Annotated in this window: 18 protein-coding genes; all 18 read left to right on the plus strand. The window is 56.8% G+C overall.

Features of this window, described 5'->3' with window-relative positions; all coding sequences use genetic code 11:
• Nucleotides 1-38 precede the first annotated feature (38 nt).
• The gene (gene uvrA / locus RBB62_RS04805) at nt 39-2,921 is read left to right on the plus strand and encodes an excinuclease ABC subunit UvrA (protein ID WP_309397595.1); all 2,883 of its coding nucleotides are present in this window, start codon (nt 39-41) and stop codon (nt 2,919-2,921) included.
• A gap of 644 nt (nt 2,922-3,565) precedes the next feature.
• Nucleotides 3,566-4,123, plus strand: a complete 558-nt coding sequence (nuoB, locus tag RBB62_RS04810) for an NADH-quinone oxidoreductase subunit NuoB (RefSeq protein WP_309397596.1) — start codon at nt 3,566-3,568, stop codon at nt 4,121-4,123.
• Nucleotides 4,124-4,156: 33 nt separating this feature from the next.
• Complete coding sequence (locus RBB62_RS04815) at nt 4,157-4,780, plus strand: NADH-quinone oxidoreductase subunit C (protein WP_309397597.1); 624 nt, start codon at nt 4,157-4,159, stop codon at nt 4,778-4,780.
• A 1-nt stretch (nt 4,781) separates the two neighbouring features.
• Nucleotides 4,782-6,023, plus strand: coding sequence for an NADH dehydrogenase (quinone) subunit D (nuoD, locus tag RBB62_RS04820; RefSeq protein WP_309397598.1), 1,242 nt, complete (start codon nt 4,782-4,784; stop codon nt 6,021-6,023).
• Between the two features lie 87 nt (nt 6,024-6,110).
• Complete coding sequence (locus RBB62_RS04825; protein ID WP_309397599.1) at nt 6,111-6,647, plus strand: NADH-quinone oxidoreductase subunit NuoE family protein; 537 nt, start codon at nt 6,111-6,113, stop codon at nt 6,645-6,647.
• A 44-nt stretch (nt 6,648-6,691) separates the two neighbouring features.
• On the plus strand, nt 6,692-8,029 hold the full coding sequence (gene nuoF / locus RBB62_RS04830) for an NADH-quinone oxidoreductase subunit NuoF (protein ID WP_309397600.1): 1,338 nt from the start codon (nt 6,692-6,694) through the stop codon (nt 8,027-8,029).
• A 7-nt stretch (nt 8,030-8,036) separates the two neighbouring features.
• On the plus strand, nt 8,037-9,746 hold the full coding sequence (locus RBB62_RS04835) for an NADH-quinone oxidoreductase subunit G (protein ID WP_309397601.1): 1,710 nt from the start codon (nt 8,037-8,039) through the stop codon (nt 9,744-9,746).
• A 3-nt stretch (nt 9,747-9,749) separates the two neighbouring features.
• Complete coding sequence (locus RBB62_RS04840; RefSeq protein WP_309397602.1) at nt 9,750-10,913, plus strand: complex I subunit 1/NuoH family protein; 1,164 nt, start codon at nt 9,750-9,752, stop codon at nt 10,911-10,913.
• Between the two features lie 13 nt (nt 10,914-10,926).
• Nucleotides 10,927-11,475 (plus strand): NuoI/complex I 23 kDa subunit family protein, encoded by a 549-nt coding sequence (locus tag RBB62_RS04845; RefSeq protein WP_309397603.1) that lies wholly within the window; start codon nt 10,927-10,929, stop codon nt 11,473-11,475.
• A 148-nt stretch (nt 11,476-11,623) separates the two neighbouring features.
• On the plus strand, nt 11,624-12,109 hold the full coding sequence (locus RBB62_RS04850) for an NADH-quinone oxidoreductase subunit J family protein (RefSeq protein WP_425499884.1): 486 nt from the start codon (nt 11,624-11,626) through the stop codon (nt 12,107-12,109).
• Nucleotides 12,106-12,411, plus strand: a complete 306-nt coding sequence (gene nuoK, locus RBB62_RS04855) for an NADH-quinone oxidoreductase subunit NuoK (RefSeq protein ID WP_309397605.1) — start codon at nt 12,106-12,108, stop codon at nt 12,409-12,411. The genes RBB62_RS04850 and nuoK overlap by 4 nt, the downstream gene beginning before the upstream one ends.
• Before the next feature lie 16 nt (nt 12,412-12,427).
• A complete protein-coding gene (locus RBB62_RS04860) occupies nt 12,428-14,422 on the plus strand; it encodes an NADH-quinone oxidoreductase subunit 5 family protein (RefSeq protein WP_309397606.1) in 1,995 nt (664 codons plus the stop codon).
• Between the two features lie 3 nt (nt 14,423-14,425).
• Complete coding sequence (locus tag RBB62_RS04865) at nt 14,426-16,057, plus strand: complex I subunit 4 family protein (protein ID WP_309397607.1); 1,632 nt, start codon at nt 14,426-14,428, stop codon at nt 16,055-16,057.
• The gene (locus tag RBB62_RS04870) at nt 16,054-17,571 is read left to right on the plus strand and encodes an NADH-quinone oxidoreductase subunit N (RefSeq protein ID WP_309397608.1); all 1,518 of its coding nucleotides are present in this window, start codon (nt 16,054-16,056) and stop codon (nt 17,569-17,571) included. Before RBB62_RS04865 ends, RBB62_RS04870 begins: the two co-directional genes overlap by 4 nt.
• A gap of 6 nt (nt 17,572-17,577) precedes the next feature.
• Nucleotides 17,578-18,108 carry a DNA-3-methyladenine glycosylase gene (locus RBB62_RS04875; RefSeq protein ID WP_309397609.1) on the plus strand — a complete coding sequence of 177 codons (531 nt, stop codon included), beginning with the start codon at nt 17,578-17,580 and terminating at the stop codon, nt 18,106-18,108.
• A 72-nt stretch (nt 18,109-18,180) separates the two neighbouring features.
• Complete coding sequence (locus RBB62_RS04880; RefSeq protein ID WP_343219069.1) at nt 18,181-18,378, plus strand: dodecin; 198 nt, start codon at nt 18,181-18,183, stop codon at nt 18,376-18,378.
• 91 nt (nt 18,379-18,469) lie between these two features.
• A complete protein-coding gene (locus RBB62_RS04885; protein WP_309397610.1) occupies nt 18,470-19,396 on the plus strand; it encodes a S1C family serine protease in 927 nt (308 codons plus the stop codon).
• Between the two features lie 5 nt (nt 19,397-19,401).
• On the plus strand, nt 19,402-21,120 hold the full coding sequence (locus RBB62_RS04890; RefSeq protein WP_309397611.1) for a hypothetical protein: 1,719 nt from the start codon (nt 19,402-19,404) through the stop codon (nt 21,118-21,120).

A 21,120-nucleotide genomic window follows, 5' to 3' on the forward strand; every position in this document is an offset into this window, starting at 1 on the left:
CTTTTCGCCCCGACTTTCCCCGCACGCAAACGCTCGACATGGCCGCTGAGAGCCCCAACGATACGCGGCTTATGGACATCCACATCAAAGGCGCGCGCGAACACAATCTCCGCAATTTGGAGCTACGGATTCCGCGCGACAAGCTGGTGGTCGTCACGGGCGTGAGCGGATCGGGCAAGTCCTCGCTGGCCTTTGATACGCTCTACGCCGAGGGTTATCGGAAGTATGTGGAAAGCCTCTCCACGCGCGCCCGCCAGCTACTGGAGCAGGTGAAGCGGCCGGAGGTGGACTTCATTCATGGCTTGTCGCCCGTGGTGGCGATTGAGCAACGCGCGGCCGCCGGCGCGAACCCCCGCAGCACGGTGGCGACGGTCACCGAAATCGCCGACTATGCACGCCTGTTGTGGTCCGTTTGCGGCGAACAATTTGACCCCATCGATGGTGGCAAAATCGAACGCCGTTCGCTCGATGACTGCATCCGCCGCGTTTATCAGGAGCCCGATAACTCGCGCCTCATGCTGCTCGCGCCGCTGATGACGGCCCGCGCTTCGGTGATCCGTGAAGAGATTCCCCACCTGCGCCAAAAGGGCTTCCAGCGCGTGCGCATTGCGGGGACGATTTACGAGCTGAATGATGCGGAGAAGTTCCCCAGCCAGCCCGGCGAGCTGGAGCTGGAGGTCATCGTCGACCGCATCGTTTTGCGCGAAGACCAGCGTTCACGCATTGCCGACTCGCTGGAACTGACCTTCCACGAGGGCAAAGATCGCGCGCTGGTTTTGGCGCAGGAGAACCGTGATGCGCCGTGGAAAGAAATTCGCCTGAGCCGCGCGTTGGCGGGCTCGAAGTCGGGCGTGGTTTATGATCCGCTCACGCCGCGCCACTTCTCGTGGAACCATCCTGAGGGCGCTTGCGAAACCTGCGGTGGGGTGGGGCAGACGCGCCAATTTAATGAGCAACTGCTGGTGCCTGACCCGACGAAGTCCGTGAAGAAGGGCGCGATCAAGCCGCTGCGCCTGGGTTCCAAGGCGATGATCATTAAGCACAACGCCATCCTCAAGCAGCTGGCCGAGCAAATGCCCTTCGATCCGAATGTATCTTGGGAAGAACTGCCGCACGAAACGCGCACGGAAATCCTCGGCGGGACCGGCGACCGGCTGTTCAGCTTTAAGCTCAAGAAGGGCAATTCCTCGCCCGAAGCCTTGCCTTGGAATGGCGTCATGGACCTGCTCGACGACATACGCCGCGAGACGTCCAGCGATGGTCTGCGCGCGCGGCTGATGGCGTATCAAGTGGCGTCCGAGTGCCCGAGCTGCCATGGACAGCGGCTCAATGCCCGGGCGCGCAATGTGCTGGTGAACGGCAAACGCTTCACTGACTTTCTATCGCAAAGTATTCACGATGCGCATGACTTTGTATCGCAAAGCTTGCTCGGCGATGAGCGTCTGAAGTCGGCGCGTGAGGCGTTGATCGGCTTGGAGCAGCGCCTTGGGTTTCTTGAAGAAGTTGGGCTCAATTACATGACCCTCGACCGCTCCTACGCAACGTTGTCTGGTGGTGAAGCGCAGCGCGTGCGCTTGGCGACGCAACTGGGGATGGGGCTGGTTGGCGTTTGCTACGTGCTCGATGAGCCAAGCATTGGCCTGCATCCCTATGACAATGAAAAGCTGATCCAGACCATGCTCGACATGCGTAACCGCGGCAATGCGGTGGTGGTTGTCGAGCACGATGAGGCCACGATACGTCAGGCGGACTGGTTGATCGAGCTCGGGCCCGGTGCCGGCGCGCATGGTGGGGAAATCATATTTGAGGGGACGCCCAAGGAATGCGAGACGCACCCGAAGTCGCGCACTGGCCCGTACCTGTCCGGCCAGCGCAAGCTGATGAAGGACGTCAAGGACCGCAACGCTGACTACGGGCGCCTGACCGTGCTCAATGCGCGGGAGCACAATTTGCAGGGGCTCAATGTGGGCTTTCCGCTGAAGCTGTTGACTGTCGTTTGCGGCGTGTCCGGCTCGGGCAAGAGCACGCTGGTGAATGGTATTCTTGCCAAGGCCGCGTCATGGAAGCTCAATGGAGCGAAGCAAATCCCCGGCGCGCATGACGGCATCGACGGGCTGGATCATTTCAAGAGCGTGATCCGCGTGGACCAGTCGCCGATTGGCCGCAGCCCGCGCTCGAATCCTGCGACTTACACCAAGATTTTCGACCACCTGCGCGACTTGTATGCGAAGGCCCCGCTATCGAAGGTACGCGGTTACAAGGCGAGTCGGTTTAGCTTCAACGTGCGCGGCGGGCGCTGTGAGCGGTGTCAGGGCGATGGTCAGATCAAGCTGGATATGCAGTTCCTGGGCGATGTGTTTGTGGAGTGCCCGAGCTGCCACGGCCAGCGCTACAACCGCGAGACGCTGGAGGTGCGCTTCAAGGGCGTGAACATCGCGGAGGCGCTCGAGATGACCGTCGATGAGGCGATGGCGCTCTTTAAAAACATTCCCAAGATACACGAGCGCCTGCAAACGCTGTCGGCCGTGGGCCTGGGCTACGTGAAGCTGGGGCAGTCGGCCAACACCTTGTCTGGCGGTGAGGCACAGCGCATCAAGCTGTCGCTGGAGCTGGCCAAACGTCAGCAAGGTGAGACGCTTTACCTCCTCGACGAGCCGACCACGGGTCTGCATTGGGAAGACGTGCAAAAGCTGCTCGACCTGCTTTTTCAGCTGCGTGAAGCGGGCAACACCATTATCTTGATCGAGCACCACAGCGATGTGATTCGCCTGGCGGACTGGGTGATCGAACTTGGGCCGGGTGGGGGCGTCAATGGCGGTAAGCTGCTCTACGAAGGCAAGCCAGCAGGTCTTAAAAAAGGTTCATCGTCAAACACCGGGGGTAACGCAGTGCAAAGAAGCGGCAAAGAAATTAGAGATTAAGGTCATCGGCCATCCCATAGCACTGCTTTAAGGATGGCGAGGTTGAGTATTTAACCGGGTTGCGGGGTGCTTATTGCCTGATGTTAGTTTGAGGATTTGGATGCTTTCGGGTGTTATGTGCCATGTGCTGTCCCATGATTCAAGGTGCTAAACCGGGCAGATACGAGACGATGGCTGAACTCTATCAGGGCCTCTCTGCGTTCCTCCGCTAATACAACGCTCGCAAAGACCAGACACAGGGCATCAGTTCGCAATACAAGTATCGCAGCGGTTTTGAAATGAAGGGCACCGCGTGAGAAAGAATCCACTACTGCTGCCGTGGCTTCGCTCCAGCCTTCCGAACCTTTAAATAAGAAGGGTGAAGGCTGTTTCAATGCAACTGCAGAAGAACGGAACGAACTGGCATTCTGCCTCCCGAAGCTGCGTGAGCACAAGATTTCGCTGGCTGTGGCGGTCGAGTTCGCCATCAAGCGTCTTCGGCCTATGGCGGCTAGAGAATTCAGTTAATAATGGCTTGAGGTTGAAAAATGGCCCAATCGTAGCTTCATTTTTCAAAATTTATGGAACCTTTACTATTTGAGAATCGGTCTCGTCATATTTTCGTTTGCGTCCAGCCGAGAACCCATCTTTAACCACCTAAGAATATGGCTACGGAGAACAATTTCGCCTACAACAGCAAGATCGAAGGGGACCTTGTCGTCACCAAGCTGGACACGGCAATCAACTGGATTCGCAAGCACTCGGTTTGGCCCATGCCTATGGGCTTGGCCTGCTGTGCTATCGAGCTCATGGCCGCGGGCGGTTCCCGTTTCGACATCAGCCGTTTCGGCATGGAAGTCATGCGTTTTTCGCCACGTCAGGCGGACTGCATGATCGTTTCCGGAACGGTAACCTACAAAATGGCAGAGGTGGTGCGTCGCATTTACGACCAAATGGCCGAGCCGAAGTGGGTGGTCGCTATGGGCGCTTGCGCGTCCTCTGGCGGCATGTATCGCTCTTACGCTGTGCTGCAAGGCGTCGACCGCATCGTGCCGGTGGATGTCTACATCAGCGGTTGCCCTCCACGTCCCGAAGCACTGCTTGACGGCATGATTAAGATTCAGGACAAAATTCAACGCGAACCATCAGTGAAAAATCTGTTGGATCGGGACATGCACAAAGCTCCCGAAAAGAAAACCACGACGGCTCCCGCCCACGCGTAAGCGTTCAACGGAACTAACATAGCTGACTGCGATATGGAATCCGCGCTAGTCGAAGAACTGATCAAAAAATTTGAAGGGTCGACTCAACGTGAGTCGCTAGATATCCCGGCGGCCAATGTGCCGGCGGACCTCCTGCTCAGCGTCGCCGAATGGCTGCGCAACGAACAGGGGTTCGACCTGCTCATGGACGTCACGGCGATTGACTGGTCCGAGGACGTCTCACCGCGCTTCACCGGTATCTACCACTTTGCCAGCTCCACGAAGCATAATTACATCCGCATCGCGGCAGACTGCGAGGACGACGTCGAGCCCGAGCTGCCTACGCTGGCTAAGCTTTACCCAGCCGCCAATTGGCATGAGCGCGAGACGTATGACCTGCTCGGCATTCGCTACAAGGGCCACCCGGACCTGCGCCGCATTCTCATGTGGGACGACTATCCGTATTTCCCGCTCCGCAAGGAGTTCCCGCTGGCAGGCATCGAAACGGAATTCCCCGCTGCTGACGTGGCCGAGGCTGCTGGCGGTGCCAAGGTGATTCCCGCTCCGATGATGGGCGGTCCATTCCACGCTCCGCAAACTGGCGCCATGTCCAAGCGCGAGCCTCGCGCTGCTGACCAAAGCTGGAACGAAGAGAAACCCAAGCCAAACAACGACTAAGATGGCTAGCGAAACTGAAATTTCCTACGGCGACATCGCCGGACGCGCTGCTCAATACGACAAGGATGAGCTTCGCGGCGAAGAAATGGTCCTTAACATGGGCCCGTCTCACCCGGCGACTCACGGCGTGCTGCGTCTCAAGCTGAAGCTCGACGGCGACATCATTTCCGGTTGTGACCCGGTGATTGGTTATCTGCATCGCGGCGACGAAAAGCTTGCCGAGAACATGACCTACAACCAGTTCGTGCCTTACACGGACCGCCTCGACTACCTGGCGCCGCTCGCCAATAACGTGGCTTACGCCATCGCGGTTGAGCGCCTCGCTGGCATCGATGTGCCGGAGCGCTGCAAGGCAATCCGCATTATTTGCTGCGAGCTGGCCCGTATCTCCTCCCACTTGTTGGGACTAGGCGTTTACGGCATGGACACTGGCGCGCTGACCACGTTCATGTATACCTTCACCGAGCGCGAAAAGCTTTACACGCTCTTTGAAGAACTGACCGGTGCCCGCTTCACCACCAGCTACACGCGCATCGGAGGCCTGACCCGCGATATGCCCGATGGCTGGATGGGCCGCGTCAATCACTTCTGTAACCAGCTGATCCCGGTGGTTGACGAGCTGGACAAGCTCCTTACGCGTAACCGCATCTTCATGGATCGCACGCGTGATATCGGCATCATCTCCAAGGAAGACGCCTTGGCCTGGGGCCTCACCGGCGCCAACCTGCGCGCATCTGGCCATGACCTTGATATCCGCAAGGCCCAACCTTATTGCGGATACGAAAACTATGATTTCGATGTGCCGATCGGGTCCGCCGGCGACTGCTACGACCGTTATCTGGTCCGCATGGAAGAGCTGCGCCAAAGCATTCGCATCGTCCAGCAGGCGATTGCCAAGATGCCCGATGGCCTCTGGTACAACGACGAAGCGAAAAAGATCTTCAAGCCGCAGAAGGACAAGGTCCTCACGAGCATGGAAGAGCTGATTCAGAACTTCATGATCGTCACCGAGGGTCCTCAGATTCCGGCGGGCGAAGTTTACTTTGAAGCTGAAAACCCGAAGGGTGTTTTGGCGTTCTTCATCCACAGCAAGGGTGGGGGCGTGCCGTATCGTTTGAAGATTCGCGGTCCTTCCTTCTGTTCGCTCAGCATCCTCGAGCACCTCTGCCCGGGCCACATGATGAGTGACGTGCCGGTTATCCTAGGCAGCCTCGACTTCGTGATGGGGGAATGCGATCGATAAGAATTCAGAATTAAGGATGTGCAGCGCAAAAAGCACATTGAACCACATCCGTTTTGAATTTTGTATTTTGAATTTTGATTTTCATCCATGGAACTTTCCGCAGAAACGACTGAAAAAATCGACAAGCTGATTCCGCGCTATCCGGACAAGCGCAGCTGCACGATGCCGCTGTGCCACCTGATACAGGAGGAGAAGGGCTACCTGTCCAAGGAGTCCGTCGAGTGGATTGCTCAGCGCTTGGACATCCAGCCGATGCAGGTTTGGGAAGTCGTGACTTTCTACCCGATGTTCCGCCGTGAACCGATCGGCAAAGTCCACGTCAAAGTCTGCCGCACCTTGTCATGCGCACTGAAGGGCTCCTACAAGACCTGCGAGAAGCTCGAATCAGCACTCGACTGCAAGCGCGGCGAAACCTCGATTGACGGCAAGTTCACCATTGAGTTCGTGGAGTGCATTGCGGACTGCGGTTACGCGCCGGTGGTGCAGGTCGATGACAAGCTCTATGAAAACGTCACGCCCGACGAGGCGACTGACACGCTGATCGATAAAATTAAACGCATGGCCGAAGGCGAAGCGGTCGACGAAGCGCCAGACGGCGTCGCGCACCCCGCATTCAAGGGCTAACCCGGAAACTACTGACTGAAGTCATGGCGATTACTCAACGCAGAATGATTTACAAGCATGTCGACGAGGAAGGCTACTCGAACGACATCGAATGCTACATTAAGAACGGCGGCTATGAGATCCTGAAAAAGGCCGTTCAAGCCAAGCCCGAAGATCTCCGCCAAGAAGTGCTCGACTCCGGCCTCCGAGGCCGTGGTGGCGCAGGCTTCCCGACCGGCATGAAGTGGAAGTTCCTCGACTTCAAGTCCGGCAAGCCGATCTACCTCGTTTGCAATGCGGACGAATCAGAGCCCGGCACCTACAAGGACCGCCAGCTGATTTATCAGGACCCGCACCAACTGATTGAAGGCATGATGATTTCCGCCTTCGCCATTGGCGCGAAGCAGGCCTTCATCTACATCCGCGGCGAATTCATTAACGGCGCGCGCATTTTGGAGAAGGCCATTGAAGAAGCTCGCGCTAAGAATTTCCTCGGCGACGACATCCTGGGTTCTGGTTACTCCTGCGACCTCGTTGTCCACCGTGGCGGTGGCGCATACATTTGCGGTGAAGAAACCGGCCTGATCGAATCGCTCGAAGGCAAGCGTGGCTACCCGCGCATTAAGCCGCCTTACTTCCCGGCAGCACTCGGCCTCTACATGTGCCCGACGATCGTGAACAACGTTGAAACGCTCTGCTGGGTCCGCCACATTATCGAGCTTGGTGGCAAGAAGTTTGCGGAAATCGGCGTTAAGGGCGACAGCGGCACGCACATCATCGGCGTCAGCGGTCTCGTGCAAAAGCCCGGCTATTTCGAAATCGAAGCCGGCGCACACACCCTCGGCGAAATTCTTTACGACGGCTGCGGTGGCCCGCTGCCCGGTCGCAAGTTCAAGGCGGTCATCCCCGGTGGTCTTTCGATGAAGATCCTCAAGTGGGGCGAGCGCTGGAAGGGCAAGCACCCGAACTCCGGCGAAGACTACGACTGGGGTGTTGAAGACATCCCGCTGGACTCGGTTAGCATGGGCCTTTGTGGCACCGCGCTTTCCACTGGCGGCGCGATGATCATGGACGACTCCACGGACATGCTCGAAGCGATGGCGAACATCAACGCTTTCTACGCCCACGAGTCTTGCGGCCAGTGCACGCCTTGCCGCGAAGGATCCTTGTGGATGCACAAGCTTTCCAAGCGCATGACCGATGGCAAAGCCCGCGAAGAAGACGTGCCGCTCCTGCTCGATATTGCCGATCAGATTGCCGGTCGCACGATTTGCGCCCACGGTGAAGCCGCCGCCTGGCCCGTCCAGAGCGCCGTTCCGAAGTTTAAAGACGAATATCTCGACAAGATTAAGAAACAGGCCAACGGTGAGCGTTATAATGCCGCAGGCTTCCCTCTGATCTGATTTTCTCATGGCTGACAGCGAAACCAATTTGGTGACGATTAACATCGACGGCAACGAGCACAGCGTGCCGAACGGGATGAATCTCGTGGACGCGTGCGAGAGTGTCGGGGTGGAGATCCCTCACTATTGCTACCACCCGAAGCTTTCCGTGGCGGGCAACTGCCGCATGTGCCTCGTGGAAATGGGCATGCCGATGCGCGACCGCGCCACGGGTGAACCCGTGCTCGACGATGACGGCGTGCAAAAGATCGGCTGGATGCCGAAGCCGGCGATCGCCTGCGCATCCAAGACGATGCCCGGTCTGCACCTCAAAACCAAGTCGGACCTGACCAAGGAATGTCGCGAAGGCGTCATGGAATTCCTTCTGGTTAACCACCCGCTGGACTGCCCGATTTGCGACCAAGCCGGTGAGTGCCGACTTCAGGAATTTGCCACCGATTACGGCCGTGGCTTTAGCCGCTATGTGGAAGAGAAAAACGTGAAGCCCAAGCGCACCAAGCTCGGGCCGCGGGTTACGCTCGACGACGAGCGCTGCATCCTCTGCTCCCGTTGCGTTCGCTTCTGCGACGAGATCGACGAAAATCCGGTCCTCGGCTTCACCGAGCGCGGCAGCTACAACACCTTGACCTGCTTCCCCGGCACTCAGCTGGACAGTAATTACTCGCTCAACACGGTCGACCTTTGCCCGGTTGGCGCGCTGACCAGCACGGACTTCCGTTTCAAGATGCGCGTGTGGTTCCTGAAGCCGACGCCGAGCATCTGCACCGAGTCCAGCGCTGGTGTAAACACCGAAGTCTGGTCTCGTGAAGGCGTCATCTACCGCATCACACCGCGTCGCAATGACTTGGTCAATGACACGTGGATGGCTGACACCGGTCGCGCGCTTTATCATCAGGTTGAAGCCGAAAACCGCATGAAGAGCTTCCGTGTGGATGGCAACAGGGCCAGCATCGGCGAAGCGACACAGCGCGTTCGCGAGCTGATGAGCGTTGGCCCGGTTGCTTACGTTGGCTCCGGCCAAATGAGCGTGGAAGAGCAGTGGATGCTCCGCAAGCTGGCGGAAGTCGAGCCCGGTGCCGTTCATTTTGTTTACCACCAAGGGGAGGGCGATGACCGCCTGATTTCCAAGGACAAGACCCCGAACTTGCGTGGTGGTCTGTTGACCGGCCTGCTCAAGACTTTGCCAGAAACGCACCTGCACGCGCTTCGCGACCAGCTCGAAAAGGGCGAAGTGAAAACCATAGTGTGCTTTGGCGAAGATCTCGTGAAGGCTGGCATTGGTCCGGATCTTCTCAAGAAGGCCAACATCATTTACCTGGGCTCGCACCGCAACGATACCACCGACATTGCCCGCGTGTTAATTCCGACGCTGACGGTGTTCGAGCGCTCAGGTTCGTTCGTCAACCAGCAGTTCCGCTTGCAGAAGTTTGCCCAATGCGTACCCGGACCTGCTGGCCTCCTGCCGACCACCGCGTTGCTCGCCCGCATTATCAGCGAAATCAAGGGCGACGCCTACACCGCGCCGAGCAACCCAATGCTGTGGCGTGAGATGGGGCTCGCGATTGAACAATTTGCCGGCGTGGAGTTTGCCAAAATTCCCGCCACTGGTCTTGAACTCGACAGCTCAGCTTTTGCCCAGCTTCCATTCGTGGAAGAAAAGGGCTGGCACTACGAGCCTGCCGCCGAACCAGCCGGAGCTGAAAGCTCAGCCCACTAAGCCATGGACTCACTCCTTCTCGACATCGTCATCAAAGTCATCTTCGCGCTACTGTTTGTCGCGGTGATCATGTCCTTGGCCGCTTACTCAGTCTTGGGCGAGCGCAAGGTGGCATCCTGGATTCAAGGCCGCGTGGGGCCGAACCGCACCGCGCTGCCGGGCATTTCTGCGATCCCGGTATTGGGGCCGCAGCTCGTCAAGCTCGGCATCTGGCAACCGTTGGCCGACGGTGTGAAGTTCCTCTTCAAGGAAGACCCGCTGCCCGGCCACGTAAACAAGCTTTATTACTGCCTCGCTCCCTGTATCGCGCTGGTTCCGGCCTTGACCACCATGGTCGTGCTGCCGGTTGGTCAATACATGGACGGAGACGTCGTTAAGCCGATTATTCTGGCCAATGTCGACATCGGCATTCTCTTCATCCTGGCATTCGGTTCACTCGGCGTTTACGGCATTGTGATCGGCGGCTGGGCGGCCAACTCGAAGTATCCATATTTCGGCGGCATTCGCTCCTCGGCGCAGATGATCTCTTACGAGCTTGCAATGGGCATGAGCATCCTGCCGGTTTTGATCTGGGCTAATGGTCCGAACTCCGGCCTCGCTGGTCTATCGCTTTTCAACATCGTCGAGTCGCAGCAAGGCATGTGGCTTGGCGTATGGATGCCGATTCCGGCCTTCATCTTCTTGGTTTCGCTTTATGCGGAAACCAACCGCTTGCCTTTCGACATGCCCGAGAGCGAAACCGAGCTCGTTGGTGGTTTTCACACCGAGTACGGTTCGTTCAAGTTTGGTTTGTTCTTCGTCGGTGAATACGCGCACATGGTCATCGGTTCGGCGGTCTTCACGATCCTCTTCCTCGGTGGCTGGAACTTCTTGCCGGACTTCGGCATCGAAAGCCTTCACTGGCTGTCCGATCCGTGGGCGCTGATGCCCAACTGGCTGGGTGGCCCGCTGAGCGTCATTTACTTCATCGGAAAGACGTTGTTCTTCGTCTTCCTGTTCATGTGGGTTCGCTGGACGCTGCCGCGCTTCCGCTACGACCAAGTCATGACCCTCGGCTGGAAATACCTCGTGCCCGGCGCGCTGATCTGCGTGGTGGCCTACGCCATCATCATCGGTCTGTGGGACATCGCCTTCGCAATTGACCAAACCCCGGCTATCGTCGAATAACCAAGGAATTACCATGGCTGTTAAAGTAGTCGATCGATCACCACTCAATTTCTGGGAAAAGACCTACATGCCGCAGGTCCTCGGGGGACTGAAAATCACCCTCGACAACATGCTGCGCCCGAAGGTCACGCTGCAATATCCGGAGGAACGCCCGACGATTCCGGACAACTACCGCGGCGTCCCCACGCTCGTTCGTGACCCCAATGGCCGCGAAAAGTGCGTATCCTGCCAACTCTGTGAGTTTGTTTGTCCGCCGAAAGCGATCCGCATCACTCCCGGAGACATCGACGACAGCGACGAAAACGCGCACGTCGAAAAGCGACCCAAAGATTTTGAAATCAACATGCTGCGCTGCATTTACTGCGGCATGTGCCAGGAAGTTTGCCCTGAAGAGGCGATCTTCCTGCAAGACATCTATTCGGTTTCCGGTTACTCCCGCGAGGAGCTGGTTTATCACAAAGCCAAGCTTTACGAGCTTGGCGGCACGCTGCCTGACCAACACTACAAGTGGGACAGGAAAAAAGAGGCGGAGGAAAAGGTCGCCGCTGGAGGCCACCACTAGAAATTCCGAGCTTTAAGCTTTTATGTTCGGCGCTTCTCTTTAGCTTCATTTTTTGCCAATGGCTGACTTTCTCTTCTTCCTGTTTTCCGCGCTCACGGTGCTCTCCGCATTCCTGGTCACCGTGAGCCGCAACGCCGTCAACGGGGCCATGTTCATGATCCTGAGTTTCGTCGGTATGGCGTGTCTCTTCCTGTTGTTAGAGGCATACTTCCTGGCGGCGCTGCAAGTGCTGGTTTACGCCGGTGCGGTGATGGTGCTCTTCCTGTTCATCGTCATGCTGCTCGACGCAGACAAGGCGCGCTCCGTTCGCCCGGATCGTCTCACGATCGTGGCGGCAACGGTTGGCGGCCTCATGCTGATTTCCGGCTTGGCCTACGTTACTTTCGGTCCGAGCGCAGCCCCGTCCACTGAGTTGCCCGCGATCACTGAGATGCCGCAAAACGCGACCGCGGAAAACATTCCTTTCACCACCGCATCGCGGTCCTTTGGCTACGGCCTCTTCACTAAATACATGCTGCCATTCCAGGTGACGGGCTTCCTGCTCCTCATCGCCATGATCGGCGTCATTGTATTGAGCAAGAAGATCGACGCTTCGGGCGATGAGCCCGCCAAACAGAAGGTCGCCAAGTCATGACTGTTTCGCTAAACGCATACCTTTTTGTCTCCGGCCTGTTGTTTGCCATCGGGTTCTTCGGCGTGATCCTGCGCCGCAACACCCTGGTCATCTACATGTGCCTGGAATTGATGCTCAACGCCGTGAACCTCGCGCTCGTCGCTTTTTCGCGCTACCACAATTCGATGGACGGCAACTTGTTTGTCTTCTTCATCATTGCGGTAGCTGCGGCAGAAGTCGCCGTGGGGCTCGCAATCATCGTGGCTCTTTATCGCAAACGCCAGACCGTCATGGTCGAAGAACTCGCCGAGCTGAGAAACTGACCGGACAACGCTGCAAATGGATACGCTCGCACTTTTTAACGTCTTATTGTTGATACCGCTGGTTTCAGCGGGGCTCATCGCGCTGTTCCTGCGTCGTGGCGGATACGTCGCGGCCGGGCTCTCCGTCCTGGCGGCGCTGGGCATTGCCGTGGTTTCGTTCATCATCATCTTCGGATGGGATGGCCAGGCCCTAGGCGGCGCCGAATACAGCTACACCTGGCTCAAGTTCGGCAGCTACCAGATCGACATCGGCTATTACTTCACCCACGAAAGCGCGACAATGCTCGCCGTCGTGGCCTTCATTGGATTCTTCATCCACGTCTTCAGCGTGGGTTACATGGATGACGACAAAAACAAGGGTCGCTTCTTCGGTGGCCTGTCGATCTTCATGTTCTCGATGCTCGGCATCGTCCTGTCCAGCAACCTGTTTATGATCTTCATATTCTGGGAGCTGGTTGGCTTCAGCTCCTACATGTTGATCGCCCACTATTGGGACAAGGATTTCGCCGCCGCCGCATCGAAGAAGGCATTCATCGTCAACCGCGTGGGTGACTTCGGTTTCCTCGTCGGCATCGCCTGGGCTTACCACTATTTCGGCACCGCTGATTTCTACGAGATCAACGAGCTCATCGCCAGCGGCGAAAAGCACGCTGTGACCGGCATTGGGCTACTCTTGATGTGTGGCTTCCTCGGTAAAAGCGCGCAATTCCCGCTGCAAGTCTGGCTGACGGACGCGATGGCGGGCCCGACTCCGGTTTCCGCGCTCATCCACGCTGCCACGATGGTCGCGGCCGGTGTTTACTTCATGGTCCGCATCTTCTTCCTGCTCACGCCGGAAGTGCTGGAAGTGGTCATGTGGATCTGCGCCGCTATGTCGATGCTCGCAGGTTTCTGGGCGCTCGGCCAAAGCGACATCAAGAAGTCGTTGGCTTATTCGACGCTTTCGCACCTTGGTTACATGGGCACGGCGCTGGGCCTCGGCTTCCCCGGCCTCGCCATTATGCACATGGCCATGCACGCCTGCTTCAAGGCAACTTTGTTCCTTTGCTCCGGTTCGGTGATTCACGCCTGCCACCACGAGCAGGACATGTTCAAAATGGGCGGACTCTACAAGAAGATGCCGATTACCGGCACGGCATTCCTTATCGCCGCGCTCTCGATTTCAGCGGTTCCGTTCTTCGCGGGTTACTACAGTAAAGACACGATCATCAACGCCGCCTATGGCTTGGGCGTTGAAACCGGCCACACCACCTATTACTGGGTTTACGGCCTGACGCTCGTCGCCGCACTGACCACCGCGCTCTACATGGGCCGCATGTTCTTCGTGGTCTTCCTCGGCAAGCCGAACAGCGAAAAGGCTGAGCACGCCCACGAGTCCAGCTTGCTGATGACCGTACCGCTGATCGTTCTGGGCTGCGCGCTTTCGCTTGGCGCCGGTTGGTTCGCCAGCAAGAGCCTCGACTTCAAGTGGGCCGACGGTGAAATGACCGCCATGCTGCCGACCGACACCACCGTCTTCATGATGGATGGCTACGGCCAGCAGGCAGAAGCGGAAGACCACGCGCATGGGCCGCATCACGGTTACGGCGGTGGCTACACGGCCGCGCACCACGCAGTCGAAGCGACGGAGCAAGGCACGATGCTCGAAGGCGTGACCCTTGGCGTGATGCTGCTTGGCTTTGTTTTCACTTATCTTTTCTACGGCTTGGGGCCGAAAACGGACAAATTGCAAGTCAAGGCGCCGGGGCTTTACGCGGCTCTGGAAAAGCATGGCTGGTTTGATGACGTTTACGACTACTACGTCGCGCATGTTCAAGAGCGCTTCGCCAACCTCCTGGCCGTTTTGGATAACCTTCTTATTTCTGGACTACTGGTTTGCGGAACAGCGGGTGTGGCCGGCCTCTTTGGCATGGTTTCGCGTTCCCTCCACGTAGGAAACATTCACGGATACGTCTACTGGTTCCTGGCTGGCGTTATTTTCTTCGGCGCATTCGCCCTCGGATTGCTGTAAGTCATGTTTACTGATTTTAATTTGCTGCTTCTGTCGATTTTCATCCCGCTTTCAGCGGCGGTGGTGCTCTTTTTCGGCAAATCACTGGGCAAGTCTGGCGTTCGCCTGATTTCAGCCATCGGCTTCATGCTTCCGGCGGTCATCTCCGTCTACTTGTGGATGAAGTTCGATTCCCAAACCGATCTCCTCAACGGCTTTGCATACGTTGGCGGCTGCGACCTCGGTTTGCGCGAAAGCGTTGGCATCACCTTGCTCCTCGGCCTCAATGGCATCTCCATGCCGCTCTACTTGCTCGCGGGTATTGTGGGGCTGGCTGCCGGGATTCATGCGATGTATTCTCAAGCGGAGCGCCTGCACGTTTACATGGGCCTACTGCTCGTTATGCAGTCCGGCTTGATGGGCGTCTTCTGCTCGATTGACATCTTCTTCTTCTATTTCTTCCACGAATTGGCCCTCATCCCGACCTTCATCATGATCGGCATCTGGGGCGGGGAAGGGCGCCGCGCAGCCGCCATGGAAATGACGGTTTACCTGACGCTCGGTGCCATGCTTTCGCTGCTTGGCCTGATTGCGCTTTACGGCCAGACTGGCTGGGACGCCGCCACGGGCTTTAGCCTCATCGGCCTCCAGGAATACTTAAGCGCGAATGGCATTTCCGCCATTGCTCAGAACAACATCTTCGCGCTGTTGCTCTTTGGCTTCGGCATTTTGGTGTCGCTGTTCCCATTCCACTCCTGGGCTCCACGCGGTTACGCCAATGCGCCGACTGCCAACGCGATGCTCCACGCCGGCGTGCTCAAGAAGTTCGGTCTTTATGGACTGGTGCAAATCGCCGTGCCGCTGCTGCCATTTGGCGCCTTGGCTTGGAATGATTGGATCGTCTGGCTCGCCCTCGGCAACATCGTTGTTATTGGCTTCGTCACCATCGCCCAGCGCGACTTGAAGCTGATGATCGGTTACAGCTCCGTGATGCACATGGGTTACATTTTCCTTGGCATTGCTACGATGTCGATTGTCGGCATCGGTGGCGCGGTCATGCTAATGTTTGCGCACGGCGTATCTGTTGCATTGATGTTCGTTCTCGCCACTGCAGTTTACAACCGCACTGGCACCTACGACATGAAGGCCATTGGCGGACTTGGGCCCAAGGCTCCGGTGCTCGCCGGTTTGTTTGTCGCCGCCAGCATGGCCTCGATTGGATTGCCCGGCTTCGCGAATTTCTGGGGTGAGTTTACAGTGTTCATCGCCCTGTGGGAAAACCACGCTTGGGCCGTTGCTCCCGCTGTATTCGGCGTAGTGATTTCTGCTATCTACGGGCTACGCGCCGCAGCCAATATCTTCTTTGGCCCGCAAACCAAGAGCTTTACTGAATCTCTAGGCGACCGCGAAATCGGTGACATCACGCCAGCCGAGCGCGCTCCTGCTACGATTCTTCTGGTGACGCTCGCCTTTATCGGACTCTGGCCCATGGGGATTTCGAACTCGATCGAAAAGACGGTGGAAACCGAGCCGGTTTACGTGCACATGCCTTCCAAATTAAAGGTTTCCAAAGCGGAAGCCACTTCTGAGACAACCCTTCAACTCGCTGAAGCCGACGCAACTGAGACGGCACAGGAAGGAGGGAAATCGCTATGAATTACAACGGTTTTCAAGAACTAGCTTCCACGAATCAATGGGGCGCGATTTGGCCTGAGCTCGTCATGGCCGGCATCGCGATTCTCGTGCTCTGCCTGGATCTTTTCCTCCCTTCGACGCGCAAGCGTATCATCCCAACCTTTGCCATCGCGTCACAACTCGGCCTGCTTGGTGTTTTGGTCCTTGGTTGCGGCTGTGAGGTTGGCACATCTGGCCCGCTCTTTGGCGGTATGATTGAAAGCGGCCCGTATTTGGGCTACATGCGCGCGTTCTTCGTGCTGAGCTCGGCGCTCGTGTGCTATCTGGCGATCAGCTACCTGTCGCGCCAGAATCTCCCGCGTTCGGAGTTCTTCCTGGTCACTATTTTGGTCAGCGCATCGATGATGCTGCTCGTACAATCCAGCAACTTCGTGATGCTCTTTGTGGCCCTGGAAACGGTCACCATCGGCTTCTATGTGCTGGTATCCTACTGCCGCTACAGCGCTTTCTCGTTGGAAGCCGGCCTGAAATACCTGATCCTCGGCGCACTTAGCTCGGCTATTTTGCTGTTCGGCATTGTCCTGCTTTATGGTGCGGCCAGCAACCCGGCCCTTAAGGGGGCTACTTCTGACGCGATGAACTTCACTGAGCTCGGTAAGTTTATTGCGCAAAATGCCCATGAGCCGCTCGTGCTGATCGGTGCAACGCTCGTCATTTGCGGCATCTGCTTTAAGATTGGCGCCGTGCCGTTCCAGATTTGGGTGCCCGATGTTTATCAGGGCGCACCGACTCCGGTCACTGCATTCCTCGCAATTTCCTCCAAGGCAGCTGGATTCTTCGTATTGATGAACCTCATCATCGGTCCGTTCGCGCACCTGACTGCGCTGACCCAGCCATTGCTCTCGGCAATCGCAATCATCACCATTCTCTTTGGTAACTTAACCGCCATCGGCCAACGCAACGTGAAGCGCGTGATTGGCCTCTCCGGTATCGCTCACGCGGGTTACCTGCTGATTGCCATCGTCGCGATGACGAATCCCCAAGGCGCGTCCTTGGCACCTTGGGCAATCATCTTCTACCTGTTCGCCTACCTGTTTGCGTCCTTCGCCATCTTTGGCGTCATGGTCCACCTCGCCGGCGCAGCCGACGAATTCCAAGAGCTGGAGCACTACCAGAAGCTGGCCGAACGTCAGCCATTCCTCGCTGGTGTCTTGGCAATTGGATTGGGATCGCTGGCAGGTATTCCGCCGTTGGCTGGCTTCATCGGTAAGCTGCTGATCTTCATCGCGGCCTTCCAAGCCGGACTTTACGTGCTGTTGGGTGCCGCGATTATCGGGGTGGTGATTTCGATTTATTACTACTTTGGTTGGATCCGCGAAGCCTTCTTTGTGAAGCCTACGTTGCCGGGTGATGAAGCTAAGCAAGCCTATCCGATGCCGGGCGCCGTGGGCATTTTTCACAAGGTAATGCTCAGCCTGCTGGTAATCCTGACCGTGGTCCTGGGCTTGTTCCAACGCGGCATATTCGGAGGCTAATTCCCGGTGTCGACAGAGACCATTCTCGGTCCTGACTTTTTCGCGCGCGATACCGTTACGGTCGCGCGCGAACTTTTGGGCCAGAACCTCTGCCGCCGTTTGCCTAGTGGGGAAATTCTGCGCTGGGAGCTCTGCGAGGTGGAGGCCTATGACGGTCAGGACGATCAAGCTTGCCACGCATGTCGCGGCAAGACCCCGCGCAACGCCGTGATGTTTGGCCCGCCCGGCGTGTTCTATGTCTATCTTTGCTACGGTGTCCATTGGCTGTTGAATATCGTGACCGGGCCAGAAGATTTTCCAGCCGCAGTCTTAGTTCGTGGGGCTGGTCCCATGATTGGCCCAGGACGGTTAACCAAGGCCATGCTGATCGATAAGTCGCTCGATGGTAAAGCCGCAGCCATCGAATCAGGCCTTTGGATAGAGCAGGGGACTTCGCTGGCCGAAGCGCAGGTCGAGCGGACTCCACGCATTGGTATTGGCTACGCGGGCGAACCTTGGCTTTCCGCGCCATACCGCTTCGTTAAGCGCGCTGAGTAGTTTCGGAGTGAACTGCGGCAATTACTTGGCAATTACTGGTTTGTGCGATAGGTTGTTCCTACGAGTGACCATATCTACAAGAAAATTGAACTTACTGGCTCGTCTTCTGTTTCGAGCGATGAAGCCATCAAAAACGCGATTGCTCGTGCCTCAAAATCTGTCCGCAACATGCGCTGGTTTGAGGTCGTGGAAACCCGCGGCCACATCGACAACGACCAAGTCGCGCATTGGCAAGTAACGATCAAGGTCGGCTTTACTTTGGACGAGTAAGCACAGGCACCGCCAATTAAATACGTCGAAGGGAGTTTTTTAGCAACAACGCGCTCTTGCGCGTTACCCATTAGTCATTAAGCTACAAATTGTGAAGTTTATCACTCTTACTCTGTGTGCGCTGGCTTGCGCGCCACTCTTTGCCGAGCGCGCGACGATCAACCTGAGCGAAGGTAATGCCGTTAGCGGGTCGGTGGTTTATGAAAGGCCAACCAGCATTTACGTGGATCTCGGCTTTACGGTGCTGGAAATTCCGCGCGACAACATTATCGGCATCGATTTAGAAGACGCCATCGCCCCTAAATCGGACTCCACGCTATCGCAAGGCATATTCCAAACCATATCCCAGGGCGAAACACTTCCCGTTGGCGAATGGGTGAACCGCTACGGCGAGTCCGTTGTGTTGATTCGAACCACCACTGGCCTGGGTAGCGGATTCGTCATCAATCCGGATGGCTACATTGTGACTAATGACCATGTGATTGCCGGTGAACACGATATTTCGGTCACTGTTTTCAAGCAGGAGGGGGAGTCTTTAAAACGCGAGCAACACGACGACGTGAAAATCGTCGCGAGTAACCCGGGCGCGGATCTGGCGCTGCTCAAGATCGACCTGCCCGATGGGCAATCGCTCGCGGCGGTGCCTCTCGGTGAGTCCAATGATTTGAAGCAGGGGCAATCCGTATTTGCTATCGGCGCGCCACTGGGCCTCGACCGCACCGTTTCGCAAGGCATCGTCAGCAACCGCAATCGTCCAATCGGCGGCCGGGTGTTTGTCCAAACCACGACTGAGATCAGCCCCGGCAATTCTGGCGGTCCGCTCTTTAATATGCGCGGTGAAGTCGTTGGCGTGAACAACATGAAGGTCGTTGCTATGGGCGCCGAGGGGCTCGCGTTTGCGATTCCGGCTAACGTGCTCAAATTCTTTCTCGAGAATCGTGATGCCTTTGCCTTTGATCCACGACATCCAAACACCGGTTTCCGCTACAACAAGCCTCCCACCTCGGAGGAAAATTAAGGAGCATGCTTAAGACTTACTTCTGTATCATAGCCGCGCTCGTTTGCGTGTGCGCCGCTCACGCGAAAGATTACCTCGAGAATTATTTGCCCGATACCACGCTGTTCAGCTTGTCGCTGGATGACTTTAAGGGCTTGGTAAGCGAGTTGGAGCAAGGTCGTCTGAGCGAATTTGTCACTGAGAAACAGCGTGCTGAATGGACCACGCAGCTTGAGGAGCCTTTTGAAACCGGCGATGGCCAGCGTTTTACTTTGCCCAGTGGCAATGCGCTGTCGTTCGATAGCTTGGACGAAGTCCTTACCGGACGAATCTGTGGCGCAGTGGTGGGGATGGATGAAGCCAATGACATGGAGCCCGAGATTGTGCTGATAGCAGAGTTCTCCGGGGATATTGAGGCGTTGAAATTCCTTCAGATCTGTGACCGTGATTTGCCTAGTGACGAAGTGCTGCTCGTAGAAGAACCATACGCTGGCATTACGCTGTATACCGAAGAATTGGTTGAAGCACCTGAGGAAGAATGGATGCCGGAATATTGGACGTTAGTCGATGGTTACGCAATCGAGACGACCTCGCTGGAACTCCTCAAAAACACAGTCGACTCCATTCTCGACACCCGCCGTGATGGCTTAGGCAGCACCGAAGATTTCCTCCGTAGCATGGATATTTGCGGCGAAGCACAAGCCCGTGCATACGGCAACTTGCGCGTAGGAGTCGACATGCTTCGCAGCTATTTCCAGTCTGACATGGGCGACATCCCGCTCAATCCGCTTGGGGTGACCTTGGAGTCGCTGTGGAACAGTTTGGCTGTTGATAACCTGCATGCCGCCTTTGCTTCGCTCGATTACAAGAGTGACAATCTACAGTCCACGTTCGGTGTGCTTTACGATGAGCGCAAAGGCATACTCGAGCTGTTGGCCTACAGTCCGGACCCGTTGCGCCTGCCGCATTGGGTCCCGGAGGAAGTTGCTGGCGCGAACGTGACGATGATTGATTTCAGTGAAGCCTTTGCCGCTCTGGAATCCATCCTCAACGACATGAGCCCGAACTTCGGCGCGATGTTTCAGCTCCAGTTAGACAACCTACGCCAGCAGACCGGCCTAGATTTACGCGAAGCCTTGTTGAACAATTTTGGCGACCAATTTGCCTCATTCACCGTTTGGAAGGAGGACGCGAATGAGGGCGACGAAAAGGACAGGGAAAATAAGATTTTCGCAATTCCAATCCGCGATCCGCAGGCCTTCCAAGGAGCGGTTAAGGGACTGGCAGAGACTTTCATGCCCGGCGCCGAAATGTTTACCGAGCGTCCATTCCTGGACATGTCCATCATGGTTCCTGCCCAGGTGAACCAGGAAGATCCGCCCTTTGGCTACGCGTTGGTGGACAATCATTTGTTTGTGGCGATTGGGTCGGTCGATTTGCTGGAACGCACGCTCTATCGACTGAGGGAGTCGGACGGCGGATTGTGGAATCAAAGCTACATGGTGGATGCGCTCGCCGACATGCCGCCAAACCCAGTTGAGTGTGCTTATTTTAACCTCGGGTCGGCAATGGAGCAAGTCATGGCAATTTACCGGGAGGAAGTAGCGGACAACTTAGGGAAAGGCATCGAGCTTGATATTCCGGAATTCAGCGGCGCCGACATGCCGTATTTTATTCTTTCTGCCGGCTACATCCTGGAAGACGCACAAATCACCCGCGCCCGAGTCCTGCCGAAAAATCCTTAA

This window comes from Cerasicoccus maritimus, assembly GCA_031296935.1.
GTDB classification, from domain to species: Bacteria; Verrucomicrobiota; Verrucomicrobiia; order Opitutales; family Cerasicoccaceae; genus Cerasicoccus; species Cerasicoccus maritimus.